Source organism: uncultured Tateyamaria sp. (assembly GCF_947504105.1).
Lineage (GTDB): Bacteria > Pseudomonadota > Alphaproteobacteria > Rhodobacterales > Rhodobacteraceae > Tateyamaria.
Window position 1 is genome coordinate 1 of the sequence record NZ_CANNGP010000067.1, and the last position, 13,968, is coordinate 13,968.

Annotated in this window: 18 protein-coding genes; 11 read left to right on the forward strand and 7 right to left on the reverse strand. The window is 57.7% G+C overall.

Going from position 1 to position 13,968, the window contains the following annotated elements:
- Positions 1 to 154 precede the first annotated feature (154 nt).
- The 4 genes from Q1A75_RS22060 to Q1A75_RS22075 all read right to left on the reverse strand — a co-directional run bounded on the left by Q1A75_RS22060 (position 155) and on the right by Q1A75_RS22075 (position 3,685).
- Positions 155 to 625, reverse strand: coding sequence for a pseudoazurin (locus tag Q1A75_RS22060; protein WP_299555370.1), 471 nt, complete (start codon positions 623 to 625; stop codon positions 155 to 157).
- Complete coding sequence (locus tag Q1A75_RS22065) at positions 609 to 1,382, reverse strand: ABC transporter ATP-binding protein (protein WP_299555367.1); 774 nt, start codon at positions 1,380 to 1,382, stop codon at positions 609 to 611. The genes Q1A75_RS22060 and Q1A75_RS22065 overlap by 17 nt, the downstream gene beginning before the upstream one ends.
- A complete protein-coding gene (locus tag Q1A75_RS22070; protein WP_299555364.1) occupies positions 1,379 to 2,452 on the reverse strand; it encodes an iron ABC transporter permease in 1,074 nt (357 codons plus the stop codon). The genes Q1A75_RS22065 and Q1A75_RS22070 overlap by 4 nt, the downstream gene beginning before the upstream one ends.
- Before the next feature lie 69 nt (positions 2,453 to 2,521).
- Positions 2,522 to 3,685 (reverse strand): ABC transporter substrate-binding protein, encoded by a 1,164-nt coding sequence (locus tag Q1A75_RS22075; RefSeq protein ID WP_299555361.1) that lies wholly within the window; start codon positions 3,683 to 3,685, stop codon positions 2,522 to 2,524.
- A gap of 180 nt (positions 3,686 to 3,865) precedes the next feature.
- On the opposite strand from Q1A75_RS22075, the gene Q1A75_RS22080 reads away from it, so the two are divergent.
- The 11 genes from Q1A75_RS22080 (at position 3,866) to Q1A75_RS22130 (ending at position 11,585) form a co-directional block, all read left to right on the forward strand.
- Positions 3,866 to 4,018 carry a hypothetical protein gene (locus Q1A75_RS22080; protein WP_299555358.1) on the forward strand — a complete coding sequence of 51 codons (153 nt, stop codon included), beginning with the start codon at positions 3,866 to 3,868 and terminating at the stop codon, positions 4,016 to 4,018.
- On the forward strand, positions 4,009 to 4,176 hold the full coding sequence (hemP, locus tag Q1A75_RS22085) for a hemin uptake protein HemP (RefSeq protein ID WP_299555355.1): 168 nt from the start codon (positions 4,009 to 4,011) through the stop codon (positions 4,174 to 4,176). Before Q1A75_RS22080 ends, hemP begins: the two co-directional genes overlap by 10 nt.
- A gap of 5 nt (positions 4,177 to 4,181) precedes the next feature.
- Positions 4,182 to 4,646, forward strand: coding sequence for a hypothetical protein (locus tag Q1A75_RS22090; RefSeq protein ID WP_299555352.1), 465 nt, complete (start codon positions 4,182 to 4,184; stop codon positions 4,644 to 4,646).
- A 17-nt stretch (positions 4,647 to 4,663) separates the two neighbouring features.
- A complete protein-coding gene (locus tag Q1A75_RS22095; protein ID WP_299555349.1) occupies positions 4,664 to 5,932 on the forward strand; it encodes an imelysin family protein in 1,269 nt (422 codons plus the stop codon).
- Between the two features lie 18 nt (positions 5,933 to 5,950).
- The gene (locus Q1A75_RS22100) at positions 5,951 to 6,235 is read left to right on the forward strand and encodes a bacterioferritin-associated ferredoxin (protein ID WP_299555347.1); all 285 of its coding nucleotides are present in this window, start codon (positions 5,951 to 5,953) and stop codon (positions 6,233 to 6,235) included.
- Entirely contained in the window at positions 6,201 to 6,686 is a 486-nt protein-coding gene (gene bfr / locus Q1A75_RS22105; RefSeq protein WP_299555345.1) for a bacterioferritin, read from the forward strand. The genes Q1A75_RS22100 and bfr overlap by 35 nt, the downstream gene beginning before the upstream one ends.
- Positions 6,673 to 8,187 (forward strand): di-heme oxidoredictase family protein, encoded by a 1,515-nt coding sequence (locus Q1A75_RS22110; protein ID WP_299555342.1) that lies wholly within the window; start codon positions 6,673 to 6,675, stop codon positions 8,185 to 8,187. Before bfr ends, Q1A75_RS22110 begins: the two co-directional genes overlap by 14 nt.
- Positions 8,187 to 9,179, forward strand: coding sequence for an imelysin family protein (locus tag Q1A75_RS22115; protein WP_299555339.1), 993 nt, complete (start codon positions 8,187 to 8,189; stop codon positions 9,177 to 9,179). The genes Q1A75_RS22110 and Q1A75_RS22115 overlap by 1 nt, the downstream gene beginning before the upstream one ends.
- Positions 9,179 to 10,237: a DUF1513 domain-containing protein gene (locus Q1A75_RS22120; RefSeq protein WP_299555337.1), complete on the forward strand. Its 1,059-nt coding sequence runs from the start codon at positions 9,179 to 9,181 to the stop codon at positions 10,235 to 10,237. The genes Q1A75_RS22115 and Q1A75_RS22120 overlap by 1 nt, the downstream gene beginning before the upstream one ends.
- A 300-nt stretch (positions 10,238 to 10,537) precedes the next feature.
- Positions 10,538 to 11,020 (forward strand): RNA pyrophosphohydrolase, encoded by a 483-nt coding sequence (locus Q1A75_RS22125; protein WP_299555334.1) that lies wholly within the window; start codon positions 10,538 to 10,540, stop codon positions 11,018 to 11,020.
- A 64-nt stretch (positions 11,021 to 11,084) separates the two neighbouring features.
- Entirely contained in the window at positions 11,085 to 11,585 is a 501-nt protein-coding gene (locus tag Q1A75_RS22130; protein WP_299641283.1) for a hypothetical protein, read from the forward strand.
- On the opposite strand, the gene Q1A75_RS22135 is transcribed toward Q1A75_RS22130, so the two are convergent.
- From Q1A75_RS22135 to nth, 3 genes are read right to left on the reverse strand one after another with little or no spacing between them, the layout of a single operon-like run.
- Entirely contained in the window at positions 11,582 to 12,178 is a 597-nt protein-coding gene (locus tag Q1A75_RS22135) for a GNAT family N-acetyltransferase (protein WP_299555330.1), read from the reverse strand. The genes Q1A75_RS22130 and Q1A75_RS22135 overlap by 4 nt on opposite strands.
- Entirely contained in the window at positions 12,179 to 13,168 is a 990-nt protein-coding gene (locus tag Q1A75_RS22140; RefSeq protein WP_299555328.1) for an adenosine kinase, read from the reverse strand.
- Positions 13,165 to 13,809: an endonuclease III gene (gene nth, locus Q1A75_RS22145; RefSeq protein WP_299555326.1), complete on the reverse strand. Its 645-nt coding sequence runs from the start codon at positions 13,807 to 13,809 to the stop codon at positions 13,165 to 13,167. Before nth ends, Q1A75_RS22140 begins: the two co-directional genes overlap by 4 nt.
- Positions 13,810 to 13,968 lie beyond the last annotated feature (159 nt).

Sequence of the window (13,968 nt, forward strand, 5' to 3'; positions counted from 1 at the left end):
GAGAATAGCAGCCTAAATGAACCCCTGATCCATCTTAAACCGGCTGCAAATTGGTCGAAAATCTAGGACCACCTCTCCCGTCCGCGCAAAACTGCATCTCAGCTCGACGGGCTTCCAAATCGGAACGCTTGCATACCAACCTGGGTTTGATGGGTCACGATTGAGTTTCCAGTTCAGCAAGCAACGCGCGAAAGGCCTTGCGGGCATCACCAGGATGCCGGGCTTTCTTGACGGCACTGAGGTTTGACAGGTCTTCTCCAACCACGATGAGGCCAACCATCCCAACCTCGTAATGCGGCAGGCAAAGGTATCCGTAGATGCCGGGCACTGTCAGCGTCACTGTAAGTTCGTCATCGACGGCACCGTTCCAAGGCGTGGCTCCATCCGGGATCATGCCGCGTTTGGAGGCGGTGTTGTGGCCACTATCGGTCGGGATGAACGTCACGCTGTCGCCTGATGCGACATGCAGGATCGCGGGCTCGAACACATTGATGACATTGGTATCGTTGCAATCGGCATTGAGCATCATGACAGAGTGGTGACCGGCGCGCGCCATGGTCGCTCCAGCCAATGCTGGTAGCGCCAAGACAGAGAGGGATAGCGTGAATTTACGACGCGTAAGCATGAACAGTTAGGTCCTTTCTGGGACCTTGGGAGATAGAGATGTCGACGCCATATGTTGCAGCAAGGGCAGGATCATTCAGGACTGCACTGGGTGGACCTTCAGCTAGCACGCGACCTTGACCTAGAAGGATCAGGTGATCCGCGAACCGCGCCGCAAGATTGAGGTCGTGAAGCGCTACGATGCCGATTGCGTTTCGAGCCTGCACGGACTCGCGAATGCGGCTGAGCACGGCGAGCTGGTGGTGGAGATCGAGCGCGGAAGTCGGCTCATCAAAGAGGTACACATCTGCAGGTTGGATCAGCGCTTGAACGCACGATACCATTTGGGACTGTCCACCAGACAACTCGCTGACATAAGCCTCTGCCAGATGCCCAATGCCACCTGTGTACAAAGCTTCGGCCACACGATCCATGTCATCAGGCGTGACGCGCCAGCCTTGCAGCTGCTTTTCGGCCATCATCACCACATCGAACACAGTCAGCGCGGCATTGGCCGCGAAGAACTGGGGCATGAAGCGGATGCGTGATAGCCGGTCCTTTGTGGTCAGAGTCGTGAGGTCCGTTTGCCCGAGGGACACCTGCCCGGCCGAAGGTGTCAGAAGCCCTGCGATGAGCTTGAACAACGTCGATTTACCTGAGGCGTTGGGGCCGATCAGTACGGTAAGTTTGCCGGGTCGTAGTGGCGCGACGCAAGCACCTGTCAAAATGGCGCGCGCGCCATAGGCAAAGCTGATGTCGGTCACTGTAAGAGCGTTCATTGCCAGTGCCTTTTGCGTTGACTGAGGATCAGTGAGACGAAGAACGGAATGCCGATAAGCGAGGTGATCATGCCGATGGGATAGACGACGCCGGGAGTGATTGCCTTTGAGGCGATGGAGGTGCCAGACAGGATCAGTGCACCAGCAAGGGCGGAGAGGGGCAAGAAGCCGCGCTGGTCTTCGCCTACGATCATGCGTGCGATATGCGGCCCCACAAGGCCCACGAAAGCAACAGCACCAACGAAGGACACGGCCACAGCGGACAGAAGTGAGACGCCTGCCAACACGCCTAATCGCAAGAGCGGTACGTTGACACCCAAGGCGGCGGCTTTTTCCTCACCCATACGCAACGCGGTCAGCGCCCAGGATCGGTGCAGAAAATAGGGCAAGACGATCAATAGGATCACGAGGCAGATGCCCACTTTGGTCCAAGTGGCGCGGGCCAGTGACCCCAACTGCCAGAAGATGATTTGCGCCAATTGCAGCTCGGATGCACCGTATTGCAAAAAGGCCAGCAGCGCGTTGAATGTGAACAGCATTGCGATGCCCACAAGTATCATCGCCTCGGGCGTGACGCCGCGCAGCCGGGTGAAGCCGAACAGTGCAAGTGAGGTCAGCATGGCGACCACAAATGCGTTCACCGTCACAAACAGCCCACCCACACCGGGGATTACCGACCAGCCCAGCACGATGGCCAATGCGGCACCGAAACTGGCAGCAGAGGACAGGCCAAGCGTAAACGGGTCCGCGAGAGGGTTGTTTAGGATCGTCTGCATTTCGGCCCCCGCGATGCCAAGCATGGCACCGACAACCACGGCCATGAGAGCCACAGGCAGGCGCAGGTCCCAGATGATGACCTCCTCCTGCACAGTGGCGATGGAGGGCTGGATGATGACATGCAGCGTGCGCCAGAAACTGAGGTCAGCAGGGCCGGTGATCACGTCGATAGTGACGGTGGCCAGCAAGATCGCGGCGGCGCCAAGTACCAAAGTCACGCGCTTGGCGGAGCGCCGCTTGTAGTCGCGCACGAGGTCTTGTGATGAAGGCGGGGAGAAAGCCTGATCGGTCATATATCTATCTTTGATGTGAAAGTTGGCGGCTCCGCAGGGAGACGGAACCGCCATCATGGCAGGGCCAAGTCAGTTGGACGCTTGCGCGGTCATGCTGACCCAGAACTGGCCCGAGTTTTCATAGGGCATGAACCTTGCATGCAGCTCGTCAAAGGTCGCTTGCGGGTTCAGGTCGTCGAATTCTTCAGGATGTAACCACTTGGCAATCTGCTGGATCGCGATGAAGTGGTAGGGCGAGTTGTAGAACTGGTGGTAGATCGAATGCATGCGCCCGTCCTGCACCGCGCGCAGGTCCTTGAATCCGGTACGGTCGGCTAGTGCGGCCAGACGCGCGTCATTGACAGCCGGTTCGCCCTCATATCCAAGCAGCGTCGCGGTAACCTCGGGCTTTGCTTCGGCCCAGTTTGCACCGGTGCCGATGATGATATCAGGGTCGGCCGCGATGATACCTTCCAGGTTTACTTCTGTCGAATAGCCCGAGAACTTGGTGGAGCCGTAATTGACCCCGCCTGCCAATTCGACAAAGCGACCGTAGTTGAAGCTACCAAAGGTCCAGCAACAAAAATCAGTGTTCCATCCAGCGGCGTTTTCGACAAAAACCAACGGTTTTTCGTCATTGGGCAGGCTTTGCACCACATTCGTGACTTTGCGCATCTGCGCCACGTAGAAGTCGATAAACTCGGCAGCAGCTTTTTCTTCACCAAGGATTCGGCCAAGAATCAGCATGGACGGAATGGCGTTCTCGGTCGGGTTCTGACGAAAGTCGATGAAGACCGTTGCCACGCCCGCCTTGTCGAGCTTTTCGATCAGGCCAGTGTCTTCGGCTTTGAACAGGTTACCAAGGTCCAGCAGAACCACATCGGCCTCAGATTCAAGCACCGCCTCGATGCTGAAATCACCAGCATAGGGATTGCCGAAGTTGATCATCCGCGCAGTGTCTTGGGGGTAGGCCGCTTCGAATTTGCGGAAGGCGTCTGGATCATACAGGATCAAGTCGTCCTTCCAACCGACGACCTTCTCGAACGGGTTTCCGTCCGTCAAAGGGGCAACCGCATACATCATGCGTCCTTCGCCCAAAATGATCTTGTCGGGCAATTCGGGCAGCGTTACTTCGCGCCCGGCGATATCGGTAAGTGTCACAGCTTCAGCAAATGCGTCAGGGGCTGATGCGAGAAGGCTCGCACTGGCTGCTATAGCAAAGGTGAAACCATGCACACGTGTCGTGTGGAACATGGGTTTCTCCTAGGTTTTGGACGGCAAAAACTGCCATCTTGCCCGGATCATTAATTATCCGACATAAATAGTCAATTACTCCCTTGCTTTTTCTGACTGTTTCACTCAACTTATTTTCAGAGCCAGCCAAATTGAGTCTTAGGCAAGCCAAACACCCCTCAACATGATGGGATTGGAACCATGCAATTAGCTCAAAATGACTTGGCCTTGCGCCAAGAAATAATGGACGAAACGCTCTTTACGGCGGTCTCTTTCGGCCTGCCGCATATGTTCAATATCGAATGGTTGATCGACAAAGCCGAGCGCGGCGAGTGGAGCGGGCTATGGTGGTAAATGTTGCCCGTGAGGCCACAGAGCGTCCGAAAGACTGCCTGCCAATTTACGATGCGCTCCACCTGACAAAGGGCGGCGATCTCGCCCAGATCAAACTTGAGGAACAGCTGTATACGCTCCGCATCACGCGCGCGGGCAAGCTGATACTGACAAAATGAACGCAATGACACCTCCCCCTCATCGCGGCGGCGCGCCGGTTGGGTATGTAACTGAGCTTGGGCCTGTCGAAGCTGGCGCGGTTTTGTATTTGCGGCTGTGGTGCGATGGTCCAGAGGCACAGGTGCAGGTTTGGAACGACTTCGCAACTGCCCTCGGACCTAAGAGCGGCAGAAAGGTCCTGAAGTCATTTGAGACGCTTTGCGATCTTTGCGTCCGTCATGGGCGCAGGCCGCTCATGCGTCACAGTGTAACCTGTAAATGCCTTGGTGCAGACGAGTCCTGTTTCGCCAACTTCATTGGCTACGCCAGCGAGGGCGAGCGCGAAGACGCGCTCCTGATTGCCACAACTATCGTGCGACCGGACATGGCCCCATCCCTAGTCGGGCTGGCGCAAGAGTTCGGCCTCGCGCTGCGTCAGATGGCAATCAAAGCTAGGCAACCCATCAACACAACAACAACGCTTCACTAGACAAAGGATAGTAACCCATGAAGACCTTCACCCTTGCCACGAGTGCCATTGCCTTGTGTATCGGCACCGCAGCCATGGCGGACGGGCACGCCACCAAAGCGGCCGTGCTGAACAACTACGCCGATATTGCAGAAGCGAATTACACCGACAGCCTGACCACCGCGCAGCGCATGCAGACTACTATCGAGACACTGTTGGCGCAGCCCTCCGCCGAAACGCTCGAAGCGGCAAAATCGGCCTGGTTGGCCGCACGCGTCCCTTATCAGCAGACCGAGGCCTTCCGTTTTGGCAATGCCATCGTGGATGACTGGGAAGGCAAAGTGAACGCTTGGCCTTTGGACGAGGGTCTGATCGACTATGTCGATGCGTCCTACGGCGGCGCAACAGATGAAAACGAGGCAGCCGCCTTGAATGTGATTGCCAATGCCAGCTTTACCTTGTCGGGTGAGACAGTCGATGCCTCCAACATCACACCCGCCTTGCTGGAAGAGACATTGCAGGAAGCCGACGGTGTCGAGGCAAACGTTGCCACCGGCTATCACGCTATCGAGTTTCTGCTCTGGGGGCAGGACCTGAATGGTCATGGCTCCGGCGCGGGCAAACGCCCTTGGACGGATTATGCGGCAGGTGACGCGTGCACAGGCGGCAATTGTGATCGTCGCGGCGCATACCTGAAGGCGGCGACCGACCTTCTGATCTCTGATCTAGAATGGATCGTGGCGCAATGGGCCGAAGGTGGCGAAGCCCGCGCGGCAGTTATCGCGGATGAGGATGCCGGGATCGCGTCGATCCTCACCGGCATGGGCTCCCTGTCCTACGGTGAAACCGCAGGCGAGCGGATGCGTTTGGGCGTGATGCTGAACGACCCGGAGGAAGAGCATTCCTGCTTTGCGGACAACACGCATAACGACCACTTCTATAATGGCGTCGGGATTCAGTCGGTTTATCTTGGCAGCTACACGGGCATCGACGGCCGTGTTGTCGAAGGACCGTCCGTATCTGATCTTGTCGCGGCAACTGATGCCGATCTTGACGCGGAAATGAAATCCAAGCTGTCCGCCGCCGTATTTGCACTGGGCCGGATCAAGACCGCCGCAGAAGCTGGGTTCAGCTATGATATGATGCTGGAGCGTGGCAACGAGGCCGGTGAAGCCTTGATCATGGGCGGCGTGAACGGCTTGATCGACCAGACCCGCAGTATCGAGCGAGTGGTTGCCGTTCTTGGAACGTCTATCGAGGTTGAGGGGTCCGACAGCCTCGACGATCCCGAAGCTGTTTTTCAGTAAGCGCGCGGGGTTCGCCAAATGATCATCTGTCATTGCCAGACCATAACCGACCACGACATCCACGCAGCGATTGACTGGATGCGGGCGGCGGACCCCGAAACTCTCATCACCCCGGGCAAGGTCTATCGCGCTTTGGGCAAAGCCGCCGACTGTGGCGGCTGTGTCCCGCTGTTCCTTGGAACGATGCGCGAGAACCCGAACCTGAAAATTCCACAACTCAAACCCATGCACCTTCGCGATCCCCGCGAAGCCACACAGGAAATCCGATATGAACGGCGACAAAAAAGTAATTCAATACCTTAACGATGCGCTACGCAGCGAATTGACGGCCGTCAGCCAATACTGGCTGCATTTTCGGATGCAGGAAGATTGGGGCCTGGGCCACATGGCGAAGAAATCCCGTGAGGAAAGCATCGAAGAGATGAACCACGCGGACAAGTTGATCGCGCGCATCTTGTTTCTTGGCGGTCATCCCAACCTGCAAAAGCTGGACCCGCTGCGGATCGGGCAGACACCCAAGGAGACGCTGGAATGTGATCTGGCCGCAGAGCATGGAGCGCGTGAGCTATATACGGAGGCCTACAAGCACTGCGAAAGCGTGGGTGATTTTGTCACGAAAGGCATTTTTGAGGAACTGCTCAACGATGAGGAAGGCCATATCGACTTTCTTGAAACCCAACTCGACCTGGTGGCAAAACTTGGTGAAGAGAAATATGCGCAGCTTAACGCGTCCAAAATGGATGAAGCTGAGTAAGCTTTGGGTCTGTGCCGCTCTGATTGGGCTCGCGGCTTTCGCGGGCCCAATCGATGAACCGCATTTGAACATCATCCCCCGAACCCAGGCTGAAGCCGCCCGAATCGCATCGGTCACGGCTTTGGCTACTGTTTTCGACGAGGCCCAAGCCTTTGAGGCAAATTCGGCAGGTGCGGCGACCGTGCGTGCGATGACAACGGCAGATGCGTTTTCGCAGCCCTCCGGCAACATCAGTTTCGACGATGAGCTGACCTTCAAGGTGGGCAACGGGTTGTTTCGCAAGCTCTGGGTTTCGTCGCCGTCCTCTACCTTGGCATCCGATGGGTTGGGTCCGCTCTATAACGCGCGTTCCTGCCAGCGTTGTCATATCAAGGACGGTCGTGGGCATCCTCCGGAGGGACCAGAAGACAACGCCATTTCAATGTTTCTTCGCGTTTCGATCCCTGCGGATTATTCCGCAATGACGGATGAAATTGAAGGCTATCTAGCGACCCTGCCAGAGCCAACATATGGCACTCAACTGCAGGATTTCGCGCTTGTCGGTCACCCTGCGGAGTATCGCCTACAAATCGACTATGAAGAGATCAAGGTGCCCTTGTCAGGTGGCGAAGTCGCGCATTTGCGGAAGCCAACCTACACCGCTGCAAACCTCGGCTACGGCCCGCTGCACCCAAAGGCGATGCTCAGCCCGCGGGTTGCACCACAGATGATCGGCCTTGGTTTGCTTGAAGCCATCCCCGCTGTTGATCTTCTGGAATTGGCCGATCCTGACGACGCGGACGGCGATGGTATCTCGGGCCGCGCAAACATTGTCTGGTCGGTTGAGTTTGACCAACCCATGCTGGGCCGGTTTGGATTGAAAGCGGGCAACCCAACGATCCGCGAACAGACGGCATCTGCCTTTGTCGGTGACATCGGTATTTCAAACCCGCTCTTTCCTGCGGCTTCGGGCGAATGTACCGATTTGCAGGCCGACTGCGTGGCCGCGCCGCACGGGGATGGGGACGATCGGGGGTTCGAGATTGACGCCGAAGGGCTTGATCTTGTGACGTTCTACAGTCGCAACCTCGGCGTTCCGGCACGACGCAATGTGGGTGATCCCAAAGTGCTCAGAGGCAAGGAGGTTTTTCACACCACCGGCTGCACCTCTTGTCATCAACCTTCCTTTGTCACCCACAGATTGCAAGACCAGCCCGAGCAAAGCTTCCAACTGATTTGGCCCTACACCGACATGTTGCTCCACGACATGGGGCCAGAGCTCGCCGACAACCGGCCCGAGGCCCGAGCGACCGGTCGCGAATGGCGCACGCCGCCGCTTTGGGGGATTGGCCTGACCCGCCAAGTGAGTGGCCACACTTATTTCCTGCATGACGGGCGTGCCAGATCGCTGTTGGAAGCGATCCTTTGGCATGGCGGCGAAGCGCAAGGCCAGCGTGACAAAGTCGTGAACATGCCCACCGCCGATCGCGCGGCCCTGATCAAATTTCTGGAGAGCCTATGATGCGTTTTTTTCTCATCACGATGTCGCTGTTCCTGGCGATCCCTGTCGTCGCCGACACGCTGGACATGAAGCCCATTGTGGAAAGCCATGTGCTGCCACGTTACCAGACACTCGCGGATGAAACCACGGAGCTGGCGATGGCCGCGGACACCGATTGCTCTCCCGAAAGCCCCCCATTGATCCAGACCTATCATGACGCCTTCGATGCGTGGGTTGGCGTCAGCCACCTGCGTTTTGGCCCCTCAGAACAAGATGACCGGGCCTTCGCTTTGGCCTTTTGGCCCGATCCCAGAGGATCGACGCCTAAATCCCTCGCCGCACTCATCGAAGACGAAGATCCGGTTGTGAGACACGTACAAGACTTTGCGGCCGTCTCAATTGCAGCGAGAGGTTTCTACGCGCTTGAGTTCCTCCTATTCGATCCGCAATTCGTGGTCAGTCAAAAAGAGGCGTATCTTTGCGCCCTCGTAAAGGCCGTCACGAGGGACATCGCATTGAGCTCCGCCGCCATCCTCAACGGTTGGCGAAGCGGCTATGGCGACCTGATGGCGACTCCGGGAAACGACACGTACCGCACTCCGACGGAAGCAGCGCAGCAGGTCTTTACCGCGCTTTCAACCGGCCTTGAATTCACCTCTCAGGCCCGCTTGGGCCGTCCGCTGGGAAGTTTTGATCGACCGCGCCCCAACCGCGCCGAGGCGCGGCGTTCAGAACGGTCGCTGCGACATGTGATCCTGTCCCTTGAAGCATTGAGGCACTTGGCCACGCTTGTTTCGCTGGATGATCCAGCGGTCGCGCAGGCATTTGATACGGCCATCAAAAAAGCTGAAGGGCTGGACGATCCCGTGTTTGCGCGTCTCGCTGATCCGCAAGGCCGGTTCCGCGTTGAAGTGCTTCAGCAAAGCATTGACAACATCCGCGAGATTTTGGCCGTGGAGGTTGGACCAAAGCTTGGCATTGCAGCCGGTTTCAATTCGCTGGACGGCGATTAATGGCCAATCGCAGATCATTCATTGCAGGGTGTTTTGCTGCCGGACTGGCGCCAAAAACAAGCTGGGCAGACGTTGGAGATCCGGCCTTCCTTTCAGCGGGTATGACGCGCGGCGGTTCCTATGTGTTGTGCGGCCTTACATCCGATGGACAGATCGCGTTTCAGCGCCCGCTGCCCTCACGCGGTCACGCCGCTGCTGCCCAGCCCAAACGGGCAGAAGCGGTCGCGTTTGCCCGACGTCCCGGCACTTTCGCAATTGTTTTGGATTGCGCAACCGGATTGGAAAATGCGCGACTGACCGCTCCACCGGGACAGCATTTCTACGGACATGGCGCATTTTCGGCCGATGGTGATCTCTTGTTCACAACCGAGAACGATTTCGAGGCCGCGAAAGGTATCATCGGTGTTTGGGACACGCGAAATGGATACAAGCGCATCGGAGAATTTGCGTCAGGCGGCATCGGCCCGCATGACATCAAAATGATGCCTGATGGAAAGATGCTGGTCATTGCCAATGGCGGGGTTGAAACGCATCCTGAAACCGGACGCAGCAAGCTCAACATTCCGACGATGTGGCCAAACCTGACCTATCTCGATTTGGATGGCCAGATAGCAGATCAGGTTGAACTGGATGCGGAGTTTAGAAAGAATTCAATCCGGCATCTAGCCGTGGCCCATGACGGTACGGTCGCATTCGCGATGCAGTGGCAGGGCGATGTCTCTGACCGGGTACCACTGCTGGGAACCCATAAGCGCGGATTTGGGTGGCGCGTCTCAAACGCGTCCGACTTTGAAGGGATGCAAGGGTATCTGGGCAGCATCGCCGCTAGCGGCCGCCGTCTTGCTGTGACGTCCCCACGCGGCGGTGCGTTGCTTGAATTTGACGCCCACGAACTCACTTTGCGTCGCCAATATGAGATTGAAGATGTATGCGGCGTCGCACCTGCGCATAACGGCTTTACATGCACAACCGGTCTAGGGGTTGTTATGGCGCCATCAGGGTCCAATCCTCAAAAGCCCCATTCGATCCGTTGGGACAATCATCTGGTCGCAATCTGATCCACAGGTGTCAGTGTTGGAAACGCTCCATGTTTCTGTATCCGGCTTCACTTACGGCAATCACAAGGATAGCAATTCACTTCCATCGCCGGCTCTATTTGACCGGATTGGCAATTCTGACTGCTTTTCTACTTTGAGAGTTCTGCAGTCGCCAACAAATGTTGCGTTAGCAATAGCAGCTACTGCACAAGTCCGCTTTGTCCCGCGAAGCCGACCACGTTTCAGTCATGGAAACGAAACACCCTCTTCACATCGTCCGGAGAATAGTATTTTCCGGCTCAGGAACTGCCGGAGACACCGATGACCCCTGAAGAGATTGAGAAGCTGCCCTATCGCAAGAATGTGGGGGTCATGGTGATGAATGGGGATGGCCTTGTCTGGGTCGGTCAGCGCCGGGACCGGTACAAGGAGGCCTGGCAGATGCCGCAGGGTGGTGTCGACAAGGGCGAGGATGCACGCACGGCGGCCTTGCGGGAGTTGGAGGAGGAAACCTCGATCTCTGCGGCTTTGGTCGATGTGGTGGCCGAGACCGCCGATTGGTTGCCTTATGAATTGCCCCATGACCTGATCCCGCAGCTTTGGAAGGGCAAGTATCGGGGGCAGAAGCAGAAGTGGTTCCTGCTGCGCTTCAACGGGTCGGATGACCAGATTGATCTGGAGACCGCGCATCCGGAGTTTTCCACTTGGAAGTGGATGTCGCCTGCGGAATTGCCGGATGCCATCGTGCCCTTCAAGCGGGATGTGTATGTGCGGGTTTTGGCGGAGTTCGAGGCGCATCTTTAGGTAATGGACCGCCTGATATTGCATAACAGGGGTGTGGTTCCCAAAGTGTCGGCATCACCACGGGATGAAAGGTTTGTCGATGTTGCGTGTTCTGAGTGTTCTTGCCTGTCTTGCCCCCATGCCTGCATTGGCGCTGTCCTGCATGCCGTATGGGGTGACCAATGCCTATCAGGAGGCCGCGGCGGCGGAAGAGGGATATGTCCCGGTTCTGGGCACGCTTGATTTCGACGCGAAGTTGGTGCCTGAAATGGATTTGTCCGGCCAAACGCCTGTACAGGCTGTGACATTGATTCCTGCGACGTTCAAAGGGGATGCCCTGACCGTGCGGGGGGTAAGCCAGCCCTTTGAGACCGATCTGGTGCTGGAGGTGCAGTGCTTTGGCCCTTGGTGCCCCCAGCCGCAACCGGGTGAGATGCTTGGGTTCCTGCGCCAGACCGATCAAAGCTATGTGCTGCACACCAATGCATGTGGCGGGTTCCTGTTTGGCCGTCCAACGCAGGAACAGGTGAAGCAGGTCAAGGACTGTCTGGGCGGGCGAAGCTGCGAGGTCCGCACGCGGCCTTAAGGGTCGAAGATCGGCACATGTGGCGCGAGCGCCCGATCATAGCCGAAGGTGATGCGAGGATCGTCCGCAATCTCGATCTTTTGCCGGATCGGCACAAAACCTGAGCGGCGGTAGAACCCCAGAGCCTGTGGGCTGTCGAGCGTGCAGGTGTGCACGTGGAAGCGTGTGATGTCCGCGCTCCATGCCGTGTCGATCGCCGTGTTCATCAGAAACCGGCCTGCGCCGGTGCCGATAAGGGGGGCGGTCAGCCCGAAATAGGCCAGTTCACATTCGCCATCTGTCCGGAAGTCGAGTTCGAGCAGCGCACCGTCCGTCCCATCCTTTTGCAGGGTGTAAACGTGCACGCCCGGGTTGGTGAGGATGGCATCAAGTTCGGCATCTTCCATCTTCATCCGTCCGAACCAGAGCCAGTTGGCCCCCACGGCGGAAAAGACAGATCGATACCAGTCCTGCGTCGGCGATTGGATGCGCTTCAGTATCCAGCCTTCGGGGTGCGGTACGTCCCGCGTCTCTGCCCGGCTGCGCATTTCAAGCTGGGTGACAACCGTCGCCACTTTGCCCTTGGGCACTGGATGATAGCCATCGGCCAGCATCTAGAGCAGGCCTGCAGAGGCAAATTGCTGTTTCATGTCGATCTGTGGGCGGGGACCGATGTGGCTGATCACTTCTGCTGCACAAAGGTTACCCATGCGGCCACACACATGCAGGTCCTTGCCCGTCGCCATGCCGTAGATGAACCCGGCTGCGAATTGGTCGCCTGCACCGGTGGCATCCACGGGCGTGATCGTTTCGACCGGGATGTCGTGCCGTTCGCCGTTACCGATGATCGTGACGCCGTCGCCGGACTTGGTGCAGACCAGCAGGTCGATCATGTCAGCTGTTTTGGCCAGCGCTGTTTCCAGATCGTCGGTTTCATAGAGCGACTTGATCTCGTGTTCGTTGCCAATCACGAAGTCCAGTTCGTTCCCGATCATGTCGAGGAAGTCAGGGCGGTGGCGGTCGACGCAGAAGGGGTCGGAAATGGCGATGCCCGCCTTGCCGCCTGCGCCGCGCGTCAGGCGTGAGGCTTGGCGGAACGCTTCTTTGCCCTTGTCCTTGTCGAAAAGGTAGCCTTCGAGGAACATGATCTCGGCTGCGGACGCAACGCTTTCAGGAACGTCTTCTGGGCCAAGCTCGGTCGAGATGCCGAGATACGTGTTCAGCGAGCGTTCACCGTCAGGTGTGACGAAGATCATGCAGCGCGACGTGGGCAATTCGCCATCGGGGATGGGGGCGTTTACGAAATCGGTGCCGCTTTCGGCCATGGATTTGGCATAGAACCGTCCGAGTGCGTCGTCGTGGACCCGCCCGATGAAGGCTGTCGGCAAACCAAGTGCGCCGACTCCTGCGATGGTGTTGGCCACGGCCCCGCCCGGTGTTTGCAGCCGTTCGGTCATGGAGGCGTAGAGCACCTCGCCCCGGTCCTGTTCGATCAGCTGCATGATCCCTTTCTCGATTCCCATCAGGTCGAGAAAGCTGTCATCGGCATGGGTGATCACATCGACAACGGCGTTGCCGATGCCGGCGAGCGTGTATTTGGTCATTCTGTTTTGTCCTCAAACGGGCAGAGATCTTTAATGATGCAGGTGGGGCATTGCGGCTTGCGCGCTTTGCAGTGGTAACGCCCATGCAGGATCATCCAGTGGTGGGCGTGGAGCTGAAAATCAGCCGGGATGTTGTCCTCGATGGCGCGTTCGACCGCATCCACCGTTTTGCCGGGCGCGATGCCGGTGCGGTTGCCAAGGCGGAAGATGTGGGTGTCGACGGCCTGGGCCGGGTGGCTCCACCACATGTTCAGAACGACATTGGCCGTCTTGCGCCCGACGCCAGGCAGCGATTGCAGGGCGGCGCGGCTGTTGGGCACTTCGCCGCCATACTCGTCGACCAGGATCTGCGACAGCTTCATGACGTTCTTGGCCTTTTGGCGGAAAAGCCCGATGGTCTTGATATGTTCGGTCAGCCCGTCGATGCCGAGATCGAGCATCTTTTGCGGCGTGTCGGCGATCTGGAAGAGTTTCCGGGTCGCCTTGTTCACGCCCGCATCTGTGGCCTGCGCCGAAAGCGCCACGGCCACGACAAGGGTGTAGACGTTGACGTGCTCCAGCTCACCCTTGGGTTCGGGGTCTGCCTCGTGAAAGCGGGTAAAGATCTTCCGGATCGTATGGTAATCAAGCTGTTTTGCCATGGCGCGGGGTTATGGGGGAGAATGGGGGGACGGGCAAGTGGGGTCGCCTGTCATTGGTTGGTTCCGTCGAAGGACTTCTTTGGAGTATCCGTCTTGTTCAAGTACGGTTTTGCATCCATAGCCTGTCTGCTTTGACCAATGCATTTGCGAGTTCGATGA